The organism is Streptomyces sp. E11-3 (assembly GCF_046540415.1).
In the GTDB taxonomy this organism is placed as follows: domain Bacteria; phylum Actinomycetota; class Actinomycetes; order Streptomycetales; family Streptomycetaceae; genus Streptomyces.
On the sequence record NZ_JAZGRL010000001.1, the window covers coordinates 3,350,419 to 3,373,968 of the forward strand.

Annotated in this window: 22 protein-coding genes, 1 tRNA gene and 2 pseudogenes; 10 read left to right on the forward strand and 15 right to left on the reverse strand. The window is 69.6% G+C overall.

What is annotated here, in order from left to right:
• Nucleotides 1-14: 14 nt before the first annotated feature.
• From U9R90_RS15280 to U9R90_RS15290, 3 genes are all read left to right on the forward strand, one after another.
• Nucleotides 15-506, forward strand: coding sequence for a phage holin family protein (locus U9R90_RS15280; RefSeq protein ID WP_411056983.1), 492 nt, complete (start codon nt 15-17; stop codon nt 504-506).
• The gene (locus U9R90_RS15285) at nt 503-1,447 is read left to right on the forward strand and encodes an alpha/beta fold hydrolase (protein WP_411056984.1); all 945 of its coding nucleotides are present in this window, start codon (nt 503-505) and stop codon (nt 1,445-1,447) included. Before U9R90_RS15280 ends, U9R90_RS15285 begins: the two co-directional genes overlap by 4 nt.
• 106 nt (nt 1,448-1,553) lie before the next feature.
• Nucleotides 1,554-1,760 (forward strand): hypothetical protein, encoded by a 207-nt coding sequence (locus tag U9R90_RS15290; protein ID WP_411056985.1) that lies wholly within the window; start codon nt 1,554-1,556, stop codon nt 1,758-1,760.
• 94 nt (nt 1,761-1,854) lie between these two features.
• Here the strand turns inward: U9R90_RS15290 and U9R90_RS15295 are convergent, their stop codons facing one another.
• The 3 genes from U9R90_RS15295 to nth all read right to left on the reverse strand — a co-directional run bounded on the left by U9R90_RS15295 (nt 1,855) and on the right by nth (nt 4,856).
• Nucleotides 1,855-3,054: a MarP family serine protease gene (locus U9R90_RS15295; protein WP_411056986.1), complete on the reverse strand. Its 1,200-nt coding sequence runs from the start codon at nt 3,052-3,054 to the stop codon at nt 1,855-1,857.
• Nucleotides 3,055-3,067: 13 nt separating this feature from the next.
• Entirely contained in the window at nt 3,068-3,769 is a 702-nt protein-coding gene (locus U9R90_RS15300; protein WP_411056987.1) for an NUDIX hydrolase, read from the reverse strand.
• Between the two features lie 73 nt (nt 3,770-3,842).
• A complete protein-coding gene (nth, locus tag U9R90_RS15305) occupies nt 3,843-4,856 on the reverse strand; it encodes an endonuclease III (RefSeq protein ID WP_411056988.1) in 1,014 nt (337 codons plus the stop codon).
• 311 nt (nt 4,857-5,167) lie between these two features.
• Here nth and U9R90_RS15310 point away from each other — a divergent pair, with 311 nt between their 5' ends.
• Complete coding sequence (locus U9R90_RS15310) at nt 5,168-5,842, forward strand: Crp/Fnr family transcriptional regulator (protein ID WP_411056989.1); 675 nt, start codon at nt 5,168-5,170, stop codon at nt 5,840-5,842.
• A gap of 108 nt (nt 5,843-5,950) precedes the next feature.
• On the opposite strand, the gene U9R90_RS15315 is transcribed toward U9R90_RS15310, so the two are convergent.
• The 5 genes from U9R90_RS15315 to U9R90_RS15335 form a co-directional block, all read right to left on the reverse strand.
• On the reverse strand, nt 5,951-6,841 hold the full coding sequence (locus U9R90_RS15315; protein WP_411056990.1) for a prohibitin family protein: 891 nt from the start codon (nt 6,839-6,841) through the stop codon (nt 5,951-5,953).
• A 234-nt stretch (nt 6,842-7,075) separates the two neighbouring features.
• Nucleotides 7,076-7,906, reverse strand: a complete 831-nt coding sequence (locus U9R90_RS15320) for an MBL fold metallo-hydrolase (RefSeq protein WP_411056991.1) — start codon at nt 7,904-7,906, stop codon at nt 7,076-7,078.
• Nucleotides 7,903-8,775, reverse strand: coding sequence for an NUDIX hydrolase (locus U9R90_RS15325; RefSeq protein ID WP_411056992.1), 873 nt, complete (start codon nt 8,773-8,775; stop codon nt 7,903-7,905). The genes U9R90_RS15320 and U9R90_RS15325 overlap by 4 nt, the downstream gene beginning before the upstream one ends.
• A gap of 105 nt (nt 8,776-8,880) precedes the next feature.
• Nucleotides 8,881-9,348 (reverse strand): RidA family protein, encoded by a 468-nt coding sequence (locus U9R90_RS15330; protein WP_411056993.1) that lies wholly within the window; start codon nt 9,346-9,348, stop codon nt 8,881-8,883.
• On the reverse strand, nt 9,345-9,503 hold the full coding sequence (locus tag U9R90_RS15335; RefSeq protein WP_020129281.1) for a DUF4177 domain-containing protein: 159 nt from the start codon (nt 9,501-9,503) through the stop codon (nt 9,345-9,347). The genes U9R90_RS15330 and U9R90_RS15335 overlap by 4 nt, the downstream gene beginning before the upstream one ends.
• Nucleotides 9,504-9,574: 71 nt before the next feature.
• Here U9R90_RS15335 and U9R90_RS15340 point away from each other — a divergent pair, with 71 nt between their 5' ends.
• A complete protein-coding gene (locus U9R90_RS15340) occupies nt 9,575-10,549 on the forward strand; it encodes an ArsA family ATPase (RefSeq protein WP_411056994.1) in 975 nt (324 codons plus the stop codon).
• A 127-nt stretch (nt 10,550-10,676) separates the two neighbouring features.
• Nucleotides 10,677-12,056 (forward strand): ArsA family ATPase, encoded by a 1,380-nt coding sequence (locus U9R90_RS15345; protein ID WP_411056995.1) that lies wholly within the window; start codon nt 10,677-10,679, stop codon nt 12,054-12,056.
• A gap of 15 nt (nt 12,057-12,071) precedes the next feature.
• On the opposite strand, the gene U9R90_RS15350 is transcribed toward U9R90_RS15345, so the two are convergent.
• Nucleotides 12,072-12,434 carry a WhiB family transcriptional regulator gene (locus U9R90_RS15350; RefSeq protein ID WP_411056996.1) on the reverse strand — a complete coding sequence of 121 codons (363 nt, stop codon included), beginning with the start codon at nt 12,432-12,434 and terminating at the stop codon, nt 12,072-12,074.
• 383 nt (nt 12,435-12,817) lie between these two features.
• On the opposite strand from U9R90_RS15350, the gene U9R90_RS15355 reads away from it, so the two are divergent.
• Nucleotides 12,818-15,121, forward strand: coding sequence for a transglycosylase domain-containing protein (locus U9R90_RS15355; RefSeq protein ID WP_411056997.1), 2,304 nt, complete (start codon nt 12,818-12,820; stop codon nt 15,119-15,121).
• 237 nt (nt 15,122-15,358) lie between these two features.
• Here the strand turns inward: U9R90_RS15355 and U9R90_RS15360 are convergent, their stop codons facing one another.
• Complete coding sequence (locus tag U9R90_RS15360) at nt 15,359-15,823, reverse strand: GatB/YqeY domain-containing protein (RefSeq protein WP_411056998.1); 465 nt, start codon at nt 15,821-15,823, stop codon at nt 15,359-15,361.
• Between the two features lie 76 nt (nt 15,824-15,899).
• Here U9R90_RS15360 and U9R90_RS15365 point away from each other — a divergent pair, with 76 nt between their 5' ends.
• The gene (locus U9R90_RS15365; RefSeq protein WP_411056999.1) at nt 15,900-16,829 is read left to right on the forward strand and encodes a metallophosphoesterase; all 930 of its coding nucleotides are present in this window, start codon (nt 15,900-15,902) and stop codon (nt 16,827-16,829) included.
• A 179-nt stretch (nt 16,830-17,008) separates the two neighbouring features.
• Nucleotides 17,009-17,082: transfer RNA gene (locus U9R90_RS15370), tRNA-Pro, on the forward strand.
• A gap of 422 nt (nt 17,083-17,504) precedes the next feature.
• Here U9R90_RS15370 and U9R90_RS15375 read toward each other — a convergent pair.
• Together U9R90_RS15375 and U9R90_RS15380 are read right to left on the reverse strand one after the other, a co-directional pair.
• Nucleotides 17,505-20,339, reverse strand: a complete 2,835-nt coding sequence (locus U9R90_RS15375; RefSeq protein WP_411057000.1) for a protein kinase domain-containing protein — start codon at nt 20,337-20,339, stop codon at nt 17,505-17,507.
• A gap of 227 nt (nt 20,340-20,566) precedes the next feature.
• Nucleotides 20,567-20,767, reverse strand: coding sequence for a transposase (locus tag U9R90_RS15380; protein ID WP_411057001.1), 201 nt, complete (start codon nt 20,765-20,767; stop codon nt 20,567-20,569).
• A gap of 68 nt (nt 20,768-20,835) precedes the next feature.
• Here U9R90_RS15380 and U9R90_RS15385 point away from each other — a divergent pair, with 68 nt between their 5' ends.
• Complete coding sequence (locus U9R90_RS15385) at nt 20,836-20,982, forward strand: hypothetical protein (RefSeq protein ID WP_411057002.1); 147 nt, start codon at nt 20,836-20,838, stop codon at nt 20,980-20,982.
• Nucleotides 20,983-21,524: 542 nt separating this feature from the next.
• Here U9R90_RS15385 and U9R90_RS15390 read toward each other — a convergent pair.
• The 3 genes and pseudogenes from U9R90_RS15390 to U9R90_RS15400 all read right to left on the reverse strand — a co-directional run.
• Nucleotides 21,525-21,614, reverse strand: a pseudogene (locus tag U9R90_RS15390) (IS5/IS1182 family transposase); the annotation flags it as partial.
• A gap of 569 nt (nt 21,615-22,183) precedes the next feature.
• Nucleotides 22,184-22,828, reverse strand: a complete 645-nt coding sequence (locus tag U9R90_RS15395; RefSeq protein WP_411057753.1) for a PQQ-binding-like beta-propeller repeat protein — start codon at nt 22,826-22,828, stop codon at nt 22,184-22,186.
• A 42-nt stretch (nt 22,829-22,870) separates the two neighbouring features.
• Nucleotides 22,871-23,365, reverse strand: a pseudogene (locus U9R90_RS15400) (PQQ-binding-like beta-propeller repeat protein); the annotation flags it as partial.
• Nucleotides 23,366-23,550: the final 185 nt, after the last annotated feature.

Here is a 23,550-nt window from a genome sequence, read left to right on the forward strand (position 1 = left end):
AAGAGGGGACCGCGATGAGCGCAGCCGAAGGCGGAGACCGCAGCCTCGGGCAGCTGGTATCCGCGGCGACCGACCAGTTGTCCGGTCTTGTCCATGACGAGATCGCGCTGGCCAAGGCCCAGCTCCGCAACGACGTCAAGCGTGCCGGAGTGGGTGGCGCCGCGTTCATCGCGGCCGTCGCGGTCCTGATCTTCTCGCTGCCGATGCTGAGCTTCGCGCTCGCCTACGGCATCCACGCCTGGAGCGACTGGCACCTGTCGGTCTGCTTCCTCCTCTCCTTCGCGGCCAACGTGCTGGTGGCCGCCCTGCTCGGCCTGATCGGTGTGACCTTCGCCAAGAAGGCCAAGCAGGGCCAGGGCCCGCAGAAGGCCGTCTCCTCGGCCAAGGAGACGGCTGCCGTACTGGGGAACGTCAAGCCGCATCCCCGCGCGGCCACCGTTTCGGCCAGCGACGAGCTCGACGACAGGGCGCTTGAGGCGGCCCCTGTGGCACGCTCGTCCTCATGACGGACCCCGCCGCACACTCCCTCCCATCGGCACCCACGTCGGCCGTACGGATCGACGGCCCCTGGACACACCGGGACGTCGCCGCCAACGGCGCGCGCTTCCACATCGCCGAGATGGGTGACGGGCCGCTGGTGCTGCTGCTGCACGGCTTCCCGCAGTTCTGGTGGACCTGGCGGCACCAGCTCACCGCGCTCGCCGACGCGGGCTTCCGTGCGGTGGCGATGGACCTGCGCGGTACGGGCGGCAGTGACCGCACACCGCGCGGCTACGACCCGGCGAACCTGGCCCTCGACATCACCGGGGTCGTACGTTCCCTGGGCGAGCCGGACGCCGCGCTCGTCGGGCACGACCTCGGCGGGTATCTGGCCTGGACCGCGGCGGTGATGCGGCCGAAGCTGGTGCGCCGCCTCGCGGTCTCCTCGATGCCGCATCCACGGCGCTGGCGGGCCGCGATGCTGGCCGACCTCAAGCAGACCTCGGCGAGCTCGTACATCTGGGGCTTCCAGCGGCCCTGGCTGCCGGAGCGGCAACTGGTCGCGGACGACGGAGCGCTGACCGGCCGTCTGATCCGGGACTGGTCGGGGCCGCGGCTGCCGGACGACAAGGCCGTGGCGGCGTATCAGCGGGCGATGTGCATCCCTTCGACGGCGCACTGCTCGATCGAGCCGTACCGGTGGCTGGTGCGCTCGATGGCACGGCCGGACGGCATCCAGTTCAACCGGCGGATGAAGCGGCCGGTACGGGTACCGACGCTGCATCTGCACGGGTCACTCGACCCGGTGATGCGCACCCGGAGCGCGGCGGGCTCCGGCGAGTACGTCGAAGCGCCGTACCGCTGGCGGCTGTTCGACGGCCTGGGGCACTTCCCGCACGAGGAGGATCCGGTGGCTTTCTCGACCGAGCTGGTCAACTGGCTGAAGGACCCCGAGCCCGACCGGTAGAGCCATGGGAACGGCTGTTCTCCGAACGGCCAATTGCCCGCCGCATAGGCCAATTGGGCTCTGTGGGGGCGGTTATCGACCATGGGGCACGGGCAGACGTCGGGGTATGGGCTGGACGCACGACTTCAGTGACGCAGCACGCAATCGCCGCTCGGCCACCGCGGCGAACCATCCGCATCCGGGGAGCGGCCCTCAAGGCCACCCGGGAGGCCCGCACGACCAGGGCCACGATCCCCGGGTTCTGGGCATCCCGCGCATCCTGCGCCGCAGGGCCCGCTGGGTCTCGGCGCGGCTGCGGCACACCCGCGCCTGAGATCCAGGTTCTGGGCCCTGTCGGACGCTCTGCCTGCACTCCGTAGGCGCTCTGCCTCCGCTCTGTCCGCGAAGGCAGAGCTAGCGCGGCAGCGTCACAGGGCACAGCCCTGGGTGTCGACCTGCTGGTTCGCCGCGCGGCCGAGCCTGATGTCCTCGGCGACCTCCTCGACCGTCAGCGCATAGCCGGTGTCCGGGTCGTCCAGCGACTTCGCGAAGATCACGCCGTACACCTCGCCGTCCGGTGTGAGCAGCGGGCCGCCCGAGTTGCCCTGCCGCACGGTCGCGTACAGCGAGTAGACATCGCGGCGCACGGTGCCGCGGTGGTAGATGTCCGGGCCGTTGGCGTTGATCCGGCCGCGGACACGGGCGGAGCGCACGTCGTACGGGCCGTTCTCCGGGAAACCCGCGACGATGGCGCCGTTGCCACTGACCGCGTTCTTGTCGGCGAACTTCAGCGGGGGCGCCTTCAGGTTCGGCACGTCGATGACGGCGATGTCGCGTGCCCAGTCGTAGAGGACGACCTTGCCGTCGTACAGCTTGCCCTCGCCGCCTATCTGGACGACCGGCTCGTCGATGCCGCCGACCACGTGCGCGTTGGTCATGACCCGGCGGTCGGCGAAGACGAAGCCGGTGCCCTCCAGGGACTTGCCGCAGCTCGGGGCCGTGCCGGTGACCTTCACGATGGAGCGCTTGGCGCGGGTGGCGACCTCGCTGTTCGCCAGGGCCGGGTCGGGTGCCTGGACCTCGGTGATCGGCTCGTTGGCGAACGGGCTGAAGACCTGCGGGAAGCCGTTCTGCGCGAGGATGGCGCTGAAGTCCGTGAACCAGGTGTCGGCCTGGTTCGGCAGCGCCCGGTCGACGCCCTGCAGCACCTTGGAGGCCCGCACCTCCTTGCCGAGCGTCGGCAGCGTGGTGACGGCCAGCAGGGAGCCGATCAGCCAGGCGACCAGCAGCATCGCGACCACGTTGACCAGCGCGCCACCGGTGGCGTCCAGGGCCCTGGCCGGGGTCCAGGTGATGTATCTGCGCAGCTTGTTGCCGAGGTGGGTGGTGAAGGCCTGGCCGACGGAGGCACAGACGATCACCACCACGACCGCCCCGATGGCGGCGGTGGTGCTCAGTTCCGGTTCGTCCGTGAAGGCGTCCCAGAGCACCGGCAGCAGATACACGGCGACCAGGCCACCGCCCAAGAACCCGATCACCGACAGGATGCCGACGACGAAGCCCTGGCGATAGCCCACGATCGCGAACCACACGGCGGCGACCAGCAACAGGATGTCCAGCACATTCACGGAGGCCACCCTGTCATGCGTGCCAGTCGAGCGGGACCTGCCGGGAGCGGTCCCACGGTCTCTCCCAGCCCGAATAGTGCAGAATGCGGTCGATCACCCCGGCCGTGAAACCCCAGACCAGGGCCGATCCGACCAGGAATGCGGGGCCTTTGTGGCCCCTGGGGTGTACGGCGGTGACGCGGTACTCGGGGTCCGTGAGATGTGCCACGGGAACCGTGAAGACCCGCGCTGTCTCGCCCGGGTCGACGACGCCGATCGCGCTGGGCTGTCGCCACCAGGCGAGCACGGGGGTCACCACGAAGCCGCTCACCGGGATGTACAGCTTGGGCAGTACGCCGAAGATCTGCACCCCCTTCGGGTCGAGCCCCGTCTCCTCCTCGGCCTCCCGCAGGGCGGCGTGCAGCGGGCCCGTGGTGTGCGGGTCGCCGTCCTCGGGGTCGAGGGCGCCGCCGGGGAAGGAGGGCTGGCCGGCGTGGGAGCGCAGCGAGCCGGCCCGCTCCATGAGCAGCAACTCGGGTCCCCGGTCTCCGTCGCCGAAGAGGACGAGCACGGCGGACTGCCGCCCGGCTCCGCTCTCGGGCGGCAGGAAGCGGCTGAGCTGCCTGGGTTCGATGCCCTCGGCCGCGCTGGCCACAGGATCCAGCCAGTCGGGCAGCCCGTCACGGCTCACCGTGACGGCCACCTGACCGTCCTGCTGCTCACTGGCGCGCGTCATGAACACCCCCCGCATCTCCCTGCCCAACGCATGGGGGTGCGCGGAACGTTCCGCCGTCTCGGCGTGGCCGCCGTCACCCGGCCCCCAGTGGCGGCGCGGGCTTGCCCGGGTAGTCGGCGGGCGGCTTCAGCCGCTGGCCCGGCAAGCCGCCCATCTCGTACTTCAGCAGCTTCCTGGCCTTCTCGGGGTCCGTCTCGCCCTCGCCGTACGACGGGCAGAGCGGCGCGATCGGGCAGGCGCCGCAGGCGGGCTTGCGGGCGTGGCAGATGCGGCGGCCGTGGAAGACGACCCGGTGCGACAGCATCGTCCACTCGCTCTTCGGGAAGATCTCGCAGATCAGCGCCTCGACCTTCTCGGGGTCCTCCTCGTCGGTCCACTTCCAGCGGCGCACCAGCCGCCCGAAGTGGGTGTCGACGGTGATTCCGGGGACACCGAAGGCGTTGCCGAGTACGACGTTGGCGGTCTTGCGGCCTACGCCGGGGAGCTTGACCAGGTCCTCCAGGCGGCCGGGTACCTCGCCGCCGTGGCGGTCCCGCAGAGCGGCCGCCAGGCCCATGATCGACTTGGTCTTGGCGCGGAAGAAGCCGGTTGGCTTGATCAGCTCCTCGACCTGCTCCGGGTCGGCGGCGGCCAGGTCCTCGGGCGTCGGGTACCGGGCGAAGAGGGCGGGCGTGGTCTGGTTCACCCGCAGGTCGGTGGTCTGGGCGGAGAGCACCGTGGCGACCAGGAGCTGGAAGGGGTCCTCGAAGTCGAGCTCGGGGTGGGCGTAGGGGTAGACCTCGGCGAGCTCGCGGTTGATACGGCGGGCGCGGCGGACGAGGGAGAGGCGCGACTCGGGCTTCGCGATCTTGGCGGGTTTGATGGTCTTCACGGGCGCCTTGGTGGCCGCTTTCGTGGTCTTCGCGGGAGCTTTGGTGGCCGCCTTCGTAGTCTTCGCGGAGGCCTTCGTGGTCTTCGCGGATGCCTCCGTGACCTTCGCGGGGGCCTTCGTGGCCTTCGTAGTCTTCGCGGGGGCCTTGGCGGCCGCCTTCGTGGCCTTGGCCGGTGCCTTCGCGGACTCCCCGGACCCCTCTGCGGCTGGTTTCACACCCCTCTCCCCTGTCCGTTTTGCGGCATTCTTTGACCCTGTTGGAGCCTGTTCGCCCACAGCGGAATTACGGCGCTCGGCCACCTTCCCAGCCCCCTTGGCCTGTGCTCTCACCGGCGTATTGGACACTCGGCCAGCCTAAGGCCGACCACCGACATCCGCCCCGGACCCCGGGGAACCGACCCCGATTGGGCCCCCTGTCTCACGGCATACGACACCAGTACGGCATCCTTGTGACTGATCACACTGTTTGGACCGTCCGGCAAAATGGGGATCACGGTCCCTTGATGCAGGTCGATAGGAGAGAACTCGTGGACGACGTTCTGCGGCGCGCCCCGCTCTTCGCGGCGCTCGATGACGAGCAGGCCGCGGAGCTCCGCGCCTCCATGAGTGAGGTGACGCTCGCACGCAGCGAAGCGCTGTTTCACGAGGGCGACCCCGGAGACCGCCTGTATGTGGTCACCGAGGGCAAGGTGAAGCTCCACCGCACTTCCCCCGACGGCCGCGAGAACATGCTCGCCGTCCTCGGCCCCGGCGAGCTGATCGGCGAGCTGTCGCTCTTCGACCCGGGCCCGCGCACCGCCACCGCCAGCGCCCTCACCGAAGTCAAGCTGCTCGGCCTCGGCCACGGCGACCTGCAGCCCTGGCTGAACGTCCGCCCGGAGGTCGCCACCGCCCTGCTGCGCGCCGTCGCCCGGCGCCTGCGCAGGACCAACGACCAGATGTCCGACCTGGTCTTCTCCGACGTCCCGGGCCGCGTCGCGCGCGCCCTGCTCGATCTGTCGCGCCGCTTCGGTGTGCAGTCGGAGGAAGGCATCCACGTCGTACACGACCTCACGCAGGAGGAGCTGGCCCAGCTGGTCGGCGCCTCGCGCGAGACGGTCAACAAGGCCCTGGCCGACTTCGCGGGCCGCGGCTGGCTCCGCCTGGAGGCGCGCGCCGTGATCCTGCTGGACGTGGAGCGGCTCGCCAAGCGCTCGCGCTGACACGGAGTCGGACACCGACACCGACACGGACATACGGGAAGGGCCCCACCCGGCGGGTGGGGCCCTTCCCGTATGTCCGTGTCGAATCCCGTCGAATCCCGACGGCCGTCAATTGTTGCGGGTGCCGTCCACGATCAGCGGGTTGCCGTCCCCGCCGCCACACGGCACGGCGTAGACCGGGTTCTGCTTCGCGGCCTGCTTGAACGCGTCGATGCACTCGTTCATCAGGACCTTGTCGGTCAGCGAGTCGTTCAGGATCTTGTTCGCCTTGGCGATGCCCTCGGCCTCGATCTTGCGCCGCTTGGCCTCTTCCTCGGCCGTGCGGCTCGCCTCGGTCGCCCGGTCGGTGGCTTCCTTCTGCTGGATCTTGCGGTCGATCGTGTCCTGCAGCTTCTGGGACGGCTTCACATTGCGCAGGTTGACGGTCGACACGTCGATGCCGCGCGGCGCCAGCCGCTCCTTGATGAGCTCACCGATCTCGGTGTTGATCTTCTCGCGGGCCGAGCTGTAGCCCTCTTCGCTGGTGTGGCGGGCGAAGACGTTCCGTACGATCTCCCGGCTGTCCGGGAAGACCAGCCGCTGCTGGATGGACTCCTCGTTGCCCGCGAGCCGGTACAGCTCCACCGCCTTGGCCGGGGACACCGCCCACTTCACGGTGACCTCCGCCTGCATCACGCCGCCCTGCGAGGAACGCACCTCGATCACGTCCTTGTCGGACAGGTTGAGGTCCACCGGGCGCGTGGAGAACGAGGTGACGTTGGTGAACGGCGACTTCAGGTTCATACCGGGCGTCATCGGCGACCCGACCTTGCCGAAGGTCACCGGGACCCCGACCTCGTACGCGCTCACCACGTGCACACAGCTGGCTATCCCGAAGAACACACCGGCGACCAGCGAGGCCACAGCGCCGAGCTTCAGAGCGGGCGTCTCCGGGCGCGCCTTCGCGACGAACCACACCACCACGGCGGCGATGACAAGCAAGATGGACAGGACAAACACGTGGACTCCCCCTGGAAAACCCTGAAAACCCTGAAGACGCCGCATACAGGCGGCTGGGCTGCTGTGTATGCGGAGCGTAAAGGATCGAGGGAGGGCGGAATACGGCCGGGTCAAGCAACCAGGGAGAGCGGACACGTGCGGAATACGGCAGTCAGGGCCTCAGAGCCTGTCTTTGAACCCCCGTCAGATCAGGGCGCCCGTCAGATCAGGGCGCCCGCCAAATCAGGGCGCCCGTCAGATCAGACCGTGCTCCCCCAGATACTCCAACTGCGCCCGCACCGACAGCTCCGCAGCCGGCCACAGCGAACGGTCCACGTCCGCGTACACATGCGCGACGACCTCGCCCGCCGTCCGGTACCCGTTCTCGACGGCCGTCTCGACCTGGGCGAGGCGGTTCGCCCGGTGTGCCAGATAGAACTCGACCGCGCCCTGGGCGTCGTCCAGCACCGGACCATGGCCCGGCAGCACCGTATGCACCCCGTCGTCCACGGTCAGCGAGCGCAGTCGGCGCAGGGAGTCCAGGTAGTCGCCGAGGCGGCCGTCCGGGTGCGCCACCATCGTCGTACCGCGCCCCAGGATGGTGTCGCCCGTCAGTACGGCCTGGTCGGCGGGGAGATGGAAGCAGAGCGAGTCCGCGGTGTGCCCCGGCGTGGGCACCACGCGCAGCTCCAGGCCGCCCGTGTCGATGACGTCGCCCGCCGTCAGGCCCTCGTCGCCGAGGCGCAGCGCGGGGTCGAGGGCCCGGACCTTGCTACCGGTCAGCTCGGCGAAGCGAGCCGCGCCCTCGGCGTGGTCCGGGTGGCCATGGGTGAGCAGGGTCAGCGCGACCCGCTTGCCCGCCTTCTCGGCGGTCTCGACGACCTGCCGCAGATGGACGTCGTCCAGCGGGCCCGGATCGATGACCACCGCGAGCTCGGAGTCCGGCTCGGCGACGATCCAGGTGTTGGTGCCGTCCAGGGTCATCGCGGACGGGTTCGGGGCCAGGACGTTGACGGCCCGCGCGGTGGCGGGGCCCGAGAGCACCTGGCCGCGTGGCTGTCCGGGCAGGGCGGCGGCGTCGGTCATACGGAGCTCTCCCCGGTCGGGATGTGCTTGGTGAACTCCGCGTGCCCCGGCCAGCTGAGCACCACCTCGTCCTCCTCCAGCCGGGCCTGGGCCAGTACGGGGGTCAGATCGCGGCCCGCCGCCGCGGCTAGCGCGTCGGCGGCAGTGGCGTACGGGGTCAGCTGGCGCAGGGTCGCGACGGTCGGCGGCATCATCAGCAGCTCGCCCTTGTCGTACCCGGCCGTGGCGTCCTTCGGGCTGATCCACACCGTACGGTCCGCCTCCGTGGAGGCGTTGCGGGTGCGCTGGCCCGCCGGGAGCGCGGCCACGAAGAACCAGGTGTCGTAGCGCTTCGGCTCGAACTCCGGAGTGATCCAGCGCGTCCAGGCGCCCAGCAGGTCGCTGCGCAGCACCAGGCCGCGGCGGTCCAGGAACTCGGCGAAGGAGAGCTCGCGGGCCACCAGCGCCTCGCGGTCGGCCTCCCAGTCGGCGCCGGTGGTGTCCGAGACGACCGTGTCGGCGGTCGGGCCCGCGAGCAGGACGCCCGCTTCCTCGTACGTCTCCCGCACCGCCGCGCAGACGACGGCCTGCGCCTCGGTGTCCGCGACGCCGAGCCGCTCGGCCCAGGTGCTCAGAGCGGGGCCCGCCCAGCCGACGAGGTGGTCGTCGTCCCGCGGGTCGACTCCGCCGCCCGGATAGGCGTACGCGCCTCCGGCGAAGGCCATGGAGGCGCGTCTGCGCAGCATATGGACGGCGGGGCCGGCTGCCGCGGTGTCCCGCAGCAGCATGACCGTCGCCGCGCGCTTGGGGAGGGCGGGCCGCAGCGTGCCGTTCGCCAGGGCACGGATGCGGTCGGGCCACTCCGGTGGGTACCACTGACCATTCGCCATGGGCGGAGGCTATCCGGTGGCGGGTGGATGTTCGAGGGGCAGCAATCGCTGCGCCTCACTGCTCCACCGCCCCACCTGCTCCACCTGCCCCGCTCCCCCAGGCGATCAGGCCTTGGTCAGCTCGACCTGGACCTCGACCTCGACCGGGGAGTCCAGCGGGAGGACCGCCACGCCCACCGCGCTCCGTGCGTGCACGCCCTTGTCGCCCAGCACCTCGCCCAGGAGCTCGCTGGTGCCGTTGATGACCGCCGGCTGGCCGGTGAAGTCCGTGGCCGAGGCGACGAAGCCGACGACCTTCACGACACGGGCGATCCGGTCCAGGTCCCCGGCGACCGACTTGACCGCGGCCAGCGCGTTCAGCGCGCAGGTGCGGGCCAGCTCCTTGGCCTCCTCGGGGGTGACCTCGGCGCCGACCTTGCCGGTGACCGGCAGCTTGCCCTCCACCATCGGGAGCTGGCCCGAGGTGTACACGTACACACCGGACTGGACGGCCGGCTGGTACGAGGCGAGCGGCGGGACGACCTCCGGCAGGGTCAGCCCCAGCGAGGCGAGCTTGTCCTCGACGGCACTCATGCCTTCGCCCGCTTCAGGTAGGCCACGAGCTGCTCGGGGTTGTTCGGCCCGGGCACGACCTGGACGAGCTCCCAGCCGTCCTCGCCCCAGGTGTCCAGAATCTGCTTCGTCGCGTGGACGAGGAGCGGCACAGTTGCGTATTCCCACTTGGTCATACGGCGACTGTAATGCCTGGCACTGACAGCCTCGTGCGTAGCCCGGCGGCCGACTGGTTAGGCTCGCATATGTGAGCAGGCTCCAGGTCGTCAGCGGCAAGGGCGGTACCGGTAAGACCACGGTCGCCGCCGCACTCGCGCTCGCCCTCGCTACCGAGGGCAAGCGCACCCTCCTGGTCGAGGTCGAGGGCAGACAGGGCATCGCGCAGCTCTTCGAAACCGAAGCGCTGCCCTATGAGGAGCGGAAGATCGCGGTCGCTCCCGGCGGTGGGGAGGTGTACGCACTCGCCATCGACGCCGAGTTGGCACTGCTCGACTACTTGCAGATGTTCTATCGCCTCGGCGGCGCGGGCCGGGCCCTGAGGAAGCTCGGCGCGATCGACTTCGCGACCACCATCGCACCCGGTGTGCGCGACGTCCTGCTGACCGGCAAGGTCTGCGAAGCCGTACGCCGCAAGGACAAGAAGGGCCGCTACGCCTACGACTACGTCGTCCTGGACGCACCGCCCACCGGCCGCATCACCCGCTTCCTGAACGTGAACGACGAGGTGGCGGGGCTCGCGAAGATCGGCCCGATACACAACCAGGCGCAGGCCGTGATGCGGGTGCTCAAGTCGCCGGAGACCGCGGTGCACCTGGTGACGCTCCTGGAGGAGATGCCGGTCCAGGAGACGGTGGACGGCATGGCGGAGCTGCGGGCCGCAGGGCTGCCCGCGGGCCGGGTCCTGGTGAACATGGTGCGCCCGGCCGTCCTGGACGCGCCGGTGCCCGCCGACGTACGCCGTACGGACATCGCCAAGGCGCTCTCCCGGGCGGGTCTCGGCGGAGCCCGCAAGGGCGGCCGGGCCGAGCAGCTGGTCGAGCCGCTGCTCGCGCAGGCCGCCGACTACGAGGAGCGGGTGTCCCTGGAGCGCAGCCAGCGGGCCGAGCTGGCCGAGCTCGGGCTCCCCGTACACGAGTTGGAGCTGCTGGCCGAGGGCATCGACCTGGCCGGGCTCTATCAGCTCGCGGGCGACCTGCGGGACCAGGGCCTGGGAGCCCTGTGATCCCCGTGAGCCTTGTGAGCGCTGTGAGCTCTGTGCGTCCCATGAGCGCTGTGCGTCCCGTGAGCGCTGTGAACTCTGTGAGCCCTGTGAGCCCTGTGAAGGACTACGCGAAGGAGGGGGTCCGCCCATGAGCCTGACACCGGCCGTTCCGCTGGATGTCGACCCGCTGCTCGACGACCCGGAGACCCGCATCGTGGTGTGCTGCGGCGCCGGCGGCGTCGGCAAGACCACGACCGCCGCGGCGCTCGGGCTGCGCGCGGCGGAGCGGGGCCGCAAGGTCGTCGTCCTCACCATCGACCCGGCGCGCAGGCTGGCGCAGTCGATGGGGATCGACTCGCTGGACAACACGCCGCGGCGGGTGAAGGGCGTGGATGGCGTCGGCGAACTGCACGCCATGATGCTGGACATGAAGCGCACCTTCGACGAGATCGTCGAGGCGCACGCGGACGCCGAGCGAGCCCGCGCGATCCTGGAGAACCCCTTCTACCAGTCCCTGTCGGCCGGGTTCGCGGGCACGCAGGAGTACATGGCGATGGAGAAGCTGGGGCAGCTGCGGGCCCGCGAGGAGTGGGACCTGATCGTGGTCGACACTCCGCCGTCGCGCTCCGCGCTCGACTTCCTGGACGCGCCCAAGAACCTCGGGTCGTTCCTGGACGGCAAGTTCATCCGCGTGCTGATGGCTCCGGCGAAGGTCGGCGGCCGGGCCGGGATGAAGTTCCTCAATGTCGGAATGTCGATGATGACCGGGACCCTGGGCAAGTTGCTGGGCGGTCAGTTCCTGCGCGACGTACAGACCTTCGTGGCTGCCATGGACACCATGTTCGGCGGTTTCCGCACCCGCGCGGACGCCACGTACAAGTTGCTGCAGGCGCCGGGGACGGCGTTTCTCGTGGTGGCGGCCCCGGAGCGGGACGCGTTGCGGGAGGCGGCGTACTTCGTGGAACGGCTGGCCGCCGAGAAGATGCCGCTCGCCGGGCTCGTACTGAACCGGGTGCACGGCAGCGGCGCCGCTCAGCTGTCCGCCGAACGGGCGCTCGCCGCTGCGGAAAATCTTGACGAACGCCGCATTGTGGATCAGGAGGCCGGGAAGGTAGGAGTGCGTAACTCCCCCGAAACGTCCAGCGAATCTCCCGGTTCCTCTGACTCCGCCGACCCTGCCGACACCACGGACGATGCCGCAGGCGCCCCGGATGCCGCGAACAGCAATGACGGTACGGACAGCACTGACGCTATGGACAGCGCCGACACCGCTGACGCCCACCACATTGACGCTCACACCATTGACGCCCAAACCCAGCAACTGGCCACTGGTCTGCTGCGGTTGCACGCCGAACGTATGCAACTGCTGGCGCGCGAGCAGCGCACCCGTGACCGCTTCACCGCGCTCCACCCCGAGGTGGCGGTGACCGAAGTAGCCGCCCTGCCCGGCGATGTACACGACCTCGCAGGGCTACGGGACATCGGTGACCGACTCGCGGCCGGTAGTCGCCCGGCCGGAGTTACCTGAAGTCTCCGCGGTGGGTCAGCCCACCGCGGCGTAGCTCTCGTAGTGCTCCTGCTCGTCGATCTCGTTGATCTCATCGACATCCACGGGCAGGATTCCCGCGCTGCGTTCGTACTCGATACGCGCGGTCTCCAGCAGTCGGCGCCAGGAGGTGACCGTGGGGCGCCTGCGCAACAGTGCGCGCCGCTCCCGCTCGGTCATACCGCCCCACACGCCGAACTCGACGCGATTGTCCAGCGCGTCGGCCAGGCACTCGGTCCGCACCGGGCATCCGGTGCACACCGCCTTGGCCCTGTTCTGCGCTGCTCCTTGTACGAACAGTTCATCCGGATCGGTAGTGCGACAGGCCGCCTGCGCACTCCAGTCAGCTACCCAGCCCATGCCGGCGCCGTCCTCTCCCGAATCGAGGCTCCCCCACGGCGGCAGCGGCATATTCACCGCCGCCAGTTGAGGACGTTACGGAAGGTCGCGACAGCGCAACACCCCCTTGGGGCCCAATCTTGAATGGCCCGAACGGACTATGCGTAAGCGGCAGATCACCCGACGGAGTGAGCTGCAGACATGCGTAACAAGCCCGACGAAACGGGACACTTCAGTTGGGTCACAACGGGCACAAGTCGGCGCATGAGGCGGAATCGGACAGAGGTCCGTCGGATTCGGGGACGACGGAGACTTGATACGAAACCGCCCCGCTGTGACAGTTGAGTGCAGCTTAGGCCAAGGCATATACGCCTGTCCGGCGATTGAGAACGTAGGCTGCCCTCATGGGAAAGAAGCGCTCGGGCGGAGGGCTGTCCACCGGTCAGCAGATCGCCAAGTTCCTCGGTGTCAGCGTCCTCTCGGGTGCCGTGCTGGCCGGTATCGCACTGCCCGCTGCGGGTGCGCTCGGTCTGGCGGCCAAGGGATCGGTCGAGGGATTCGATGAGATTCCGGCCAATCTCGAGCGGCCACCGCTGAGTCAGCGGACCACCATCCTGGACTCCAAGGGCGACCCGATCGCCACCGTGTTCTCGCGTGACCGCACGCTGGTGGACCTCAAGGACATCTCGCCGTACATGCAGAAGGCGATCGTCGCGATCGAGGACTCACGCTTCTACGAGCACGGCGCGATCGACCTCAAGGGCATCCTGCGCGCCCTCAACGAGAACGCGCAGTCCGGTGGAGTGGCGCAGGGCGCGTCGACGCTGACCCAGCAGTACGTGAAGAACGTCTTCGTGGAGGAGGCGGGCGACGACCAGGAGAAGGTCCTCGAAGCCACCCAGCAGACCATCGGCCGCAAGATCCGCGAGCTCAAGTACGCGATCCAGATCGAGGAGATGCTGGGCAAGAAGGGCATCCTCGAGAACTACCTGAACATCACGTTCTTCGGACAGCAGGCCTACGGCGTCGAGGCCGCGGCCCAGCGGTACTTCTCCAAGCCCGCCAAGGACCTCAAGCTGGAGGAGGCCGCGCTGCTGGCCGGTCTCGTCCAGTCGCCCAGCCGGTACGACCCGGTCAACGACGCGCGGGAGGCGACCAAGCGCCGCAACATCGTCCTGCAGCGCATGGTCGAGACGGGCGACATCACACAGAAGGAAGCGACCGAGGCGAAGAAGAAGGACCTCGGCCTGAAGGTCAGCAAGCCCCAGAACGGCTGTATCACCGCCGTGAAGGGCGCCACGTTCTTCTGCAACTACGTCAAGAGGGTCTTCCTCAACGACCCGGTCTTCGGCAAGACCAGGGAAGACCGGCAGAAGATCTGGAACCAGGGCGGGCTGCGCATCAAGACGACGCTCGACGCACAGTCCCAGGCCGCCGTCCAGCAGGCCATAAAGAACAACGTGAACAAGGGCGACGAGGTCGCGACCGCGGTCACCCTCGTCGAGCCGGGCACCGGCAAGATCCTCGGCATGGGCCAGTCACGACCGTACGGCTATGGCAAGAACGAGACCGAGATCAACCTCTCGGTGGACGAGGCGATGGGTGGCGGCGCGGGTTACCAGCCGGGCTCGACCTTCAAGCCGATCATCGCGGCGGCCGCCCTTGAGCAGGGCATGTCGCCGACGAAGACGTACGGGTCGCCGTACGACATGGAGTACCCGAGCCCGGTGTCGACGTGTAAGGGCAACTGGGTCAACACCGGGGGCGCGCGGGTCGAGAACGAGACGTCGGAGGAGGTCGGGCCGTACAGCCTCAAGGAAGCGACCAAGCTGTCGGTCAACACCTACTTCGTCGAGCTGCTGAGCGATGTCGGCATCTGCCCGGTGACCAAGATGGCCAGGAAGATGGGCGCCAAGCGCGCCGACGGCAACCCGATCGCGCAGGTGCCGTCCATGACGCTGGGCTCCAACGAGATGTCGCCACTGACCATGGCATCGGCGTACGCGACGTTCGCCGCCCGTGGCACGTACTGCACCCCGGTGGCCATCGAGGCGGTCACCGCACCGGGCGGCAAGACGATGGACGTCCCCAAGTCCAAGTGCTCGCGCGCCATGTCCCCGAAGACGGCCGACACGATCAACACCCTGCTCAAGGGTGTGGTCGAGGCGGGTACGGGCCAGCAGGCCGGTCTCGGCGCCGACCGTCCGAACGCGGGCAAGACCGGTACCACCGACTTCCGTTACGCGGCCTGGTTCGTGGGCTACACGCCGAACATGTCGGGCGCGGTCTGGGTCGGCGACCCGGACCACCAGCGGAAGATGATCGACATCACGATCGGCGGCCGCTACCACGCCAAGGTCTTCGGTGGCGGGGTGCCGGGCCCGATCTGGAAGCAGGCGATGAGCGGGGCACTGTCCGGCAAGCCTGCGCCGGGCCTGCCGACGATCCACATCCCGGACCCCGAGAAGGACAAGGACAAGGACGAGGACGAGAGCGGCGCAGGGGACGGCGACGACGGCGACAACGGCGATAGCGGCGACAACGGCGGGACCGACGACGGGAAGCCGCAGCAGCCAGGCGGCGGTAACGGAGGCGGCAACGGCGGCATTGGCGGTAACGGTGGCGGCGACGGCGGCGGCGACGGCGACTGGCGGGACATCATCGGCGGCGGTCCCGGGGACGGCGGCGGCTGGCCGACGGTGCGGTGAGGCGCGCGGCGCTGGCCCGACGGCGCCGGTGAGGCCTGCGCCGGCTGATACGTGACTGAGGGCGCCCCCTGTCTGTGGAGGGGGCGCCCTCAGTCACGTACAGCTGGCCGCCACGTACAGCTGGCCGCCACGTGCAGCTGGCTGCTATGTGTTGCTGACCGCTACGCACAACTGGCTCTGCAGGTCAGCTGCCTGCACGTCGTACAGGCAGCTGACCGTAGAACGGACGGAGCGAGCTCAGCCCGCGAGGAGCTTCTTCACCGCGGCGGCGACCCGGCCGCCCTCGGCCTGGCCCGCGACCTTCGGGTTCACGATCTTCATGACCTGGCCCATGGCGCGCGGCCCCTCCGCGCCGGCCGCCTTCGCCTCCTCGACAGCCTGCGCGACGATCGCGTCCAGCTCGGCGTCGGACAGCTGCTTGGGCAGGTACACGGCGAGGATCTCGCCCTCGGCCTTCTCCCGCTCGGCCTGCTCGGCGCGCCCGCCACCAGCGAAGGCCTCCGCGGCCTCGCGACGCTTCTTGGCCTCCTTGGTGATCACCTTGAGCACTTCGTCATCGGAGAGCTCGCGCGCCGACGTACCCGCGACCTCCTCCTTGGTGATCGCGGCGAGCGTCAGCCGAAGCGTCGAGGAACGCAGTTCGTCGCGCTCCCTGATCGCCGCGGTGAGGTCTTCCTTGAGCTGGGCCTTGAGCGTGGTCATGCGCTCAGTGTCGCAGGTGCACCAGCCGAACCGCCCGCCGATTTCTTCCCGCTAGCCGGTCTGCAACGATGGGCGTATGCGCGCGCGATACGGAGTACCCCTGGGAATCTCGGCGGCGATGGCGGCCGGGCTCGGCTACGCGATGGGGATCGAGGCCCGTTCCTTCCGGCTCCGCCGGGTCACCGTGCCCGTACTGCCACCAGGAATGCGCCCTCTACGCGTCCTTCAGGTCTCCGACATCCACATGGTGTCCGGGCAGCGCAAGAAGCAGCGCTGGCTGCAGGCGCTGGCCGGACTGCGCCCCGACTTCGTCGTCAACACCGGCGACAACCTCTCCGACCCCGAGGGAGTACCAGAGGTCCTGGACGCGCTGGGCCCGCTGCTCCAGTTCCCCGGCGCGTACGTCTTCGGCTCGAACGACTACTACGGCCCCAAGCTGCGCAACCCCGCCCGCTACCTCCTGGAGAAGGCCCAGGGCCGACACGGCCTCAACGGCAACGCACCCGCCGTCGGCGTCGTCCACAACCCGTGGGAGGAACTGCGCGACGGCTTCGACGCGGCGGGCTGGCTGAACCTGACCAACACCCGCGGCGCCCTGAAGATCGACGGCTACGAGATCGGCCTCACCGGCCTGGACGACCCGCACATCAAGCGGGACCGCTACGCGCGCGTGGCGGGCGGTCCGGACCCGGCCGCCGACTTCTCGCTGGGCATCGTGCACGCCCCGTATCTGCGCACCCTGGACTCGTTCACGGCGGACGGCTACCGCCTGATCCTCGCCGGGCACACCCATGGCGGACAGCTCTGCATCCCCTTCTACGGGGCACTGGTCACCAACTGCGACCTGGACACCAAGCGGGTGAAGGGCCTCTCCGCGCACGAAGCGGGCGGCCACGCCTCCTACCTCCACGTCTCGGCCGGCTGCGGCACCAACCGCTACACCCCGGTGCGCTTCGCCTGCCCCCCGGAGGCGACCCTGCTGACGCTGACGGCACGAGACGCCTGACGCCGCCCGGGCGCGCCCTCGCGGGACTACGGTCCCGCGAGCGCCGGCCCCTCCCTCGCACCACGGGGCCATGATCACGCCCGCCCCACACCCCCGCGAAAAACCGGATTTCGCCTCCGGGCGCCGGTCCGCTAAAGTAATCGATGTCGCCACGACGCGGTCAGCCGCGCAGGAGACATCGGGGTGTAGCGCAGCTTGGCAGCGCGCTTCGTTCGGGACGAAGAGGTCGTGGGTTCAAATCCCGCCACCCCGACAGAGAAACACCAGGTCAGGCCCGGTACTGAGAGATCAGTACCGGGCCTGATTTGCGTTGGGGGCCCATTTGGGAGCCGACTTCGGGGTGCAGCTCCCCACCCGGCCGCCTTGCGACGACCTCGCCAGCAACGGATGCTTCGGCCGGAAACGTGGCCTCACGGTCAGCGCCCCCGTCACCACGACGTGCCGGGGCCCCACCGCCCAGGCTCGCGCGAGCGCCTCCCGAGTCCGTCCGGAAGCCGTGTCGCCGCCGCGCAGCGGCGTCCCGTTCAGAGCGGTGGCGATGAGCGCATACGCGAGTGCGACCGTGATCGAAGAACACGACCCCGGGGCGGTCCGGGATCACGATCAGATCGTTCCTTCGACCCTGCCCAGGCTCCGAGCCGGGACCGCTCTACTCGATCGTGTGACATCGCGGCGCTACTCCACATGGACCCAGCCCCGGGCGACGGCGAGCCATGCCCTGGCCCTGAACCCAGGGTCACCATCAATCTCACGGGCGAGCGTCTCGGCAGCGCCGGGGTCAGTGGCGGCCCGTGCCTCGACCAGGGTCACCAGGTGATCGGAGTCGCCCAGGAGCACGGCCCAGCGGTCGGCGCCGTCGAACAGGAGCCGAGCCGTGGCCTCGTCCCCGACGGCGCGGTGCCACTCGCCCTCCGCGATCAGCAGCTTCATCAGGGATGCCTCCCTGTTCCGGTCGGGGTCCCCGCCTTCGGTGAGCTGCCGCGCCAGTTCGGCGGCGGCAAGGCCGTGCCCGGGATCGCGGGGCAGCAGCTGACCGACGAAGGTGATCAGCAGACGCAGGAGCCGGGACCGGGCTGACGCGGCCGCATCCCGTTGTTCGCCTTCGCCCCACTTCGCGGACAGGCCCGCGACGAGCCGCCGCGCGGACGCCGCATGCACGGCGAAGGCAGGGGCTTCACTGACCAGCAGGCGGCACGTGGTCGCGAGCACGACCTCCGCGGCCTCCTGGTGGACCGCGACGCCGTTCTGCGGGGCTCCCGACCGGCTCCACGCGTCGCACAGATCGTCGAGCACCTGCTCGGCTATGCCCAGCAGCTCTTCCTCCCGCCCCGACCACGTTTCCGTGCCTCGCAGCACCTGCACGAGCGTCTGGCCCGCCGTCCTCAGCGCTGGACGGATCCACATCTTGCTCGCCATCCGTCGGGCCAGGGAAACGCTCCGGGCCAGAACGTCGAGCGCCCGGCCGGGATCGCCGGCCAGACCGGCGGCGGCTCCCGCCAGCGTCTCGGCGATGCCGCACAACACGGTGCCGTCCTGAAGGCTGCCGCCCCGCGCCTCGATGGCGGCCACGAAGTCCTCGCCAAGAGCCCCGATCGCCAACTCCACCTGAGTCACCGCCCGTTCGGGATAGGTCACCGCCCATGTCCTCGCCACGTCGATCCGCCTGTCCCGGATCTGCCGGCGGGCGCTCTCCCGGCGCCACACGAACGTGATGCCCTCCGCCTCGTCTTGGGCCTCGGCGAACAGCCGCTCGCCCCGTTCCGGGTCGTTCCCCACGGCTTCCTGCGCGGCCTGCAGCAAAGCAACCGTGCGCCCTCGCCCCCGCGGCAACGCTCGGGCAGCCCGCTCGGCTTCGTCGGCCCGAGCCGTCGCCACCGGACCTGGCGGCGCGAGTACGCCGCCCTGACCCGGGCCACGATCCCGATCCTGCGCACCGCCCCGGTTCGCGGAGTCCGGGGCCGGGACGCCTCCCGGCACACGGCCGTCGAGCCAGGCCCGGACGTCGTCCTCCTCCGATCTGTCGGGCCGCTCAGGTCCCGACTCCGTGCCTTCGGCCACCAGTCGGCGAGCCCGCGCCTCGGCCCTCAGTTCACCGGCCCGGCCCGGGTCCACTTCGACCCATTCCGCGGCGATGAACTCGAGCGCCTCGGCGTACCCCTCGTCGTCGCACTCCGCGCGGAAGATGCCTTCCAGCTCGTCCGCGAACTGCCGCCCGCGCGGCGGGTCCACGGCGAGGGCGGCACGAGCGAGAAACAGGAGAAGCGCCTCCCTGTCCTCACCGATCGCGCGCAGATGTTCCTCTGCGTGGCCCAGCAGCTCACGGGACCGGCCGGGTGCGAGCGCGCTCAACGCTCCTGCAAGTTCGGCATATCCGATTACCAGGGCGGCCGCGGTTTCGTCGTCCAACTCGTCCTCACGATCGTCAGAGCCGGGGTCGAGCGCCCGCAGGATCCGCTCGATCTCGTTCGTGAGCCGTAACGCCCGTGCCCCGTCGAGGCAGGCCCACACCCCGGCCACCCGCGCCAGGAACAGTATGTGGTCCTCGCCCTCCACCGCCCGTGCAGCCCGCTCCGCCACAGCCAGCGCCCCGACGGCCCGACGGCGGCGCCGGTCCGGGATCTCTCCGCTGTCCGAGCCCGGCGACCGGGGCTGCGTCAGGACCGGTACGTGGCCGGAATCCCCTGCGGCGATGGCACGCAGCAACACCGCGGCCTCTTCGACTGTCGCCCGGCGCCCGGGGTCCTTGACGAGCAGCCGGGCGAACACCTCGGTGAGCGGTCCGCCCGCGCGGCGCGGCGCGGGCGGATCGTCGAAGAGCACCGCGCTGAGCGTCCCGCTCGCCGTGTCCCGGCGGAACGGCGAGACACCTTCCACTGCCTGATAAAGCGTCACTCCGAGAGAGAAGAGATCGGCGGCCGGCCCCCCGCTCTCGCCCCGGGCGCGCTCCGGTGCCACGTACTCGACGGATCCGATGATCATGCCTGCCTGCGTCAGCGCCGTGTCCTGGTGATGGACGGCGATGCCAAAGTCGGTCAGCAGGACGCGGTCGTCCCGCGTGAGCATGACGTTTCCGGGCTTGACGTCGCGGTGCTGGATCCCGGCGGCGTGCGCTGAGCCGAGTGCACCGAGCAGCGCCGAGCCGACGACCGCCGTGGCCGCGGCGTTCAACGGCCCGTCCGCATCGAGCCGCTGCTGCAGCGACACCCCCTCCACGAGCTGCATGACGATGCACGGCACGCCATCGTCCACGAGGACGTCGTGGACCGCCACGACGTTCGGGTGGTCGCGCAGCCTGGCCGCGTTCCGGGCCTCACGCTCGGCACGGCTCAGTCGTTGCTGTTGTTCCTCATCCGAGACGGAGGGAGGTATCCGTACGAACTTCACCGCCACGTCTATCCGCAGCACCTCGTCCCGGGCCCGCCACACCTGCCCGAACCCGCCCGCTCCCAGCCGCTCAGCCAGCTCGTAACGGCCTCCGACGACCCGCCCCGGCTCCCACTCCTGCGCCACTGCCCCCGCCCGCTTCCCTCGCGCTCCGGGCGGTCCCGCCCCGGACGAGGGCCAGCGTACGGACACGAACCCAGCTCAAACAGAGGGCCGCCAGGCCGATTCCCCCGTGCACCCCTGCCAGATGCCAGGGTCCACCACGTGCTTGAGGAGCTGGCTTCATGCATCTCTAGGGGGTTCTGGCTCAGTTTCCGGGCTCTGTCGCTAATTTGGGGGTAGTGGCAGTCTGATCATGATGAGAGCAGGATGCGGCGTCGGAGCAGGTCGAAGTTGGCGCGGCCGTACATCTGTCTCTTCAGCAACTTGATCCTCGTGACGTTGCCTTCGACGGCTCCAGACGTGAAGGTCGTGGTGAGGGCGGCCTGGATGGCTACGCGGCCACGTCGCATGCCGTTGGCCAGAGTTCGGGCTACCGCAGCGGCGAGCCTCATACACTCATGGCGCAGGAGAGCAGCCAGCTCCTGGCCAAGGTCTTCGACGCTCTGCGGGACACCGAGGCATGAGCCCCGCCGAGGTCGCCGATCAGATGGGAATCCGCCCCGAGGACCTCAACGACTACGTCTTCGGCCTCGTACCCGTCAGCGTTCGAGGAGGGGGCCAGATCTCGGAGTCGCCACGTCCGGGCCTGCGGCTCGTCCATGGATAGGGATCCGGTGCGCTCACTACCCGGCCTCGCTTGGGAGCCATTTGGGAGCCAATCCGCTCCCCCAACCCCTTCCACGCCACCCGAGACCCATCGGACCCACGCCCCTGACCTGCGCAAACGCCATCCACGCAGGAAAGATCAGCAACCGAACCTCATTCGGGACGAAGAGGTCGTGGGTTCAAATCCCGCCACCCCGACGCTGGTACCTCATTCGGGACGAAGAGGTCGTGGGTTCAAATCCCGCCACCCCGACGCTGGTCAGAGGTTCGGGACGAAGAGGTCGTGGGTTCAAATCCCGCCACCCCGACGCTGGTCAGAGGGCACATACCATTTTTGGTATGTGCCCTCTGTCACGTCCGGGGGGCCAAACGAATTTGATCAGGCCACCCCGTCGCCCTCTTCCTGGTCCCCAGCGCTCTCCTCTTCCTGGTCTTCGGCGAAGATGTCGTCCATCGCTTCGGCGCCTTTCGTGATCACGGGCCGAAGCTGTTTCCGGTAGACCGCCTTAGTGGTGGCCTTACTGCTGTGAGCGTTCTCCAACCTCACGTTGATGCGAGGTGAAGGACGAGGACGGCTTTCACGACGTTGGTGATTCGGTTGGTGCTGCAGCGGAGCTTCCGCAGGAGGCGCCACCCCTACCAGGAGCTTCGTCGTTGCGCAGGCATGTCCAACTCGCGGTCAGCACCGCCAGCTTGGAAAAGACTCAAGGTTCCTCAGAGTAGAGCTGCTCCGGCGAGGCACCGACGAAGGCCCAGGTCAGAGACCTGGGCCTTCGTTGTTGTCCAGACCGACCCAAGCGTCCTGCACCGCCTCCGTCGCCGGACCGGCGTCCACGCCGTCGATCGGCGTCCCTCGTGTTCCAGGATCGAGTAGGCGATCGAGTCGCGCCACGGTCCGTGGACGAAAACGTGGTCACGGATCCGGCCGTCCTCGGTCATGCCCGCACACAGAAGGGTCCGCGCGGATGCCTCGTTGAGCGCTGCACCCGGCGGCCCAGATGCCATGGAGGCCGAGCGTGCCGAAGCCCAGCGCGCACAGCAAACGGACGGTCTCGGTCCTCAGCCCTTGCCCCACTCCGCCGGGCGCAACGCGAAGCCGATGGTGGCCACCCGCTGCGGCGCGGCCCGTTCGGTCGACCGGCCAGCGCGCACCATCGTGCCCTTGAGGCACGACGTGGGTGAGCGGACAGCCGGGGCCGGGCTCAGAGGGCCATCGCGTAGAGCATGAAGGTTGCACCCTGGAGGTCGTCGGTGACGCCGAAGTAGACGGTGCCTTCGGCGATGGCCAGAGGCGTCTTGATCTCGCTCTCGAGGACGGCGTCGAAGGACCAGCGCTCGCGGCCGGTGCGGGCGTCCACGGCGTACAGCGTGCTCTCCTTGTACTCCTTGCTCTGCTTGTTCTTCTTGGTTCTCCTGGTGGCGATGCAGACCGTGCCGTCGCTGACGGCCGGGTCGAAGAACACGGTGCGGCCCAGGGGGAAGCTCCAACGCGGCTTCCCCTCGGCGGCGTCGAGGGCGTGCAGGGTCTCGTTGAAGTCGTGCAGGTAGACCGTGCCGTCGGCGACGACGGGCCCGGAGGGCAGGTACTTCGACACGCGGAAGGACCAGCGCCGCTCCCCACTGGTTGTGTCGACGGCGTACAGCCTGCCGTTGATGCTGGAGTAATAGGCGGTGCCGTCGGCGACCGCGGGGGGCGAGAACACCCGGGAGTCGCTGGTGGAGCGGTGGGTCCAGCGTTTCCGCCCGGTGGCGGCGTCGACGGCGTGCAGCGTGCCCTCGCTGTCTCCGACGTAGGCGATACCCTCGACGACCACGGGAGTGGCCGGAGGCTTCGAGATGTCCTTCAAGGGGAAGCGGTAGACCCAGCGTTGCTTGCCGTCGGTGGCGTCGATGGCGAACAGCCTGCCCTTGCCACCGCAGACGTAGACCGTGCCGTCGGCGACCGCCGGAGTCGTCGCAGGTGCGTCGGCGGCGGTGAAGGACCAGCGCGGCCTCCCGTCGTCGGCGTCGAGCGCGTACAGCCTGTCGTGAGAAGAGGTCAGGTAGACGGTGCCATCGGCGACCTCCGGGCGCTGGAGCTGGGCATCGATGGGGAAGGTCCAGCGCGGCTTGCCGTCGGCGGCGTCGAAGGCGTGGAGGGCGGCGCTTCGGGGGGGGGGGGGGGGGGGGGGGGGGGGGGGGGGGGGGCGCCCCCCCCCCCCCCCCCCCCCCCGGCTATGTAGACGGTGCCGTCGGCGGCCGTCGCGCCGCTCATAGTCAAGAAGTCCGGGATAGACCAGAGTTGGGTGCCGCTCTTGGCCTTGGGGTGGGAAGCGCCCTTTTCGCCGGAGCCCCTGCCGGACGGGCCCTTGCTCGAAGACTCGTTGTCGCCGATGAGCTTCCAGGTTGTGAAGCCGATGCCCGCGGTGCCCAGGGCGGCAACGGCGGCCAGGACTTGGCGGCGGGTGCGGACCGGGGCGTCGCCGGTCCGAGGCGGAGCCGCTGGGGGAGGTGGAGTCGCCGGTATCGGGGGCGCCGGGGCCGCGAGGGCGGTCGGCGGGTGGGCCGGGGCCGGTCCGGGTGCTCTGCC

Bases quoted from the DNA above. Each gene is read 5' to 3' on its own strand.
- U9R90_RS15300 (WP_411056987.1), bottom strand. From the start codon at position 3,769: ATGACGCGCGCCAGTGAGCAGCAGGACGGTCAGGTGGCCGTCACGGTG.
- U9R90_RS15355 (WP_411056997.1), top strand. From the start codon at position 12,818: ATGGGAAAGAAGCGCTCGGGCGGAGGGCTGTCCACCGGTCAGCAGATC.
- U9R90_RS15365 (WP_411056999.1), top strand. From the start codon at position 15,900: ATGCGCGCGCGATACGGAGTACCCCTGGGAATCTCGGCGGCGATGGCG.
- U9R90_RS15280 (WP_411056983.1), top strand. From the start codon at position 15: ATGAGCGCAGCCGAAGGCGGAGACCGCAGCCTCGGGCAGCTGGTATCC.
- U9R90_RS15350 (WP_411056996.1), bottom strand. From the start codon at position 12,434: ATGGGCTGGGTAGCTGACTGGAGTGCGCAGGCGGCCTGTCGCACTACC.
- U9R90_RS15325 (WP_411056992.1), bottom strand. From the start codon at position 8,775: ATGGCGAATGGTCAGTGGTACCCACCGGAGTGGCCCGACCGCATCCGT.
- U9R90_RS15320 (WP_411056991.1), bottom strand. From the start codon at position 7,906: ATGACCGACGCCGCCGCCCTGCCCGGACAGCCACGCGGCCAGGTGCTC.
- U9R90_RS15335 (WP_020129281.1), bottom strand. From the start codon at position 9,503: ATGACCAAGTGGGAATACGCAACTGTGCCGCTCCTCGTCCACGCGACG.
- U9R90_RS15380 (WP_411057001.1), bottom strand. From the start codon at position 20,767: ATGAGGCTCGCCGCTGCGGTAGCCCGAACTCTGGCCAACGGCATGCGA.
- U9R90_RS15330 (WP_411056993.1), bottom strand. From the start codon at position 9,348: ATGAGTGCCGTCGAGGACAAGCTCGCCTCGCTGGGGCTGACCCTGCCG.
- U9R90_RS15290 (WP_411056985.1), top strand. From the start codon at position 1,554: ATGGGCTGGACGCACGACTTCAGTGACGCAGCACGCAATCGCCGCTCG.
- U9R90_RS15345 (WP_411056995.1), top strand. From the start codon at position 10,677: ATGAGCCTGACACCGGCCGTTCCGCTGGATGTCGACCCGCTGCTCGAC.
- U9R90_RS15360 (WP_411056998.1), bottom strand. From the start codon at position 15,823: ATGACCACGCTCAAGGCCCAGCTCAAGGAAGACCTCACCGCGGCGATC.
- U9R90_RS15285 (WP_411056984.1), top strand. From the start codon at position 503: ATGACGGACCCCGCCGCACACTCCCTCCCATCGGCACCCACGTCGGCC.
- U9R90_RS15385 (WP_411057002.1), top strand. From the start codon at position 20,836: ATGAGCCCCGCCGAGGTCGCCGATCAGATGGGAATCCGCCCCGAGGAC.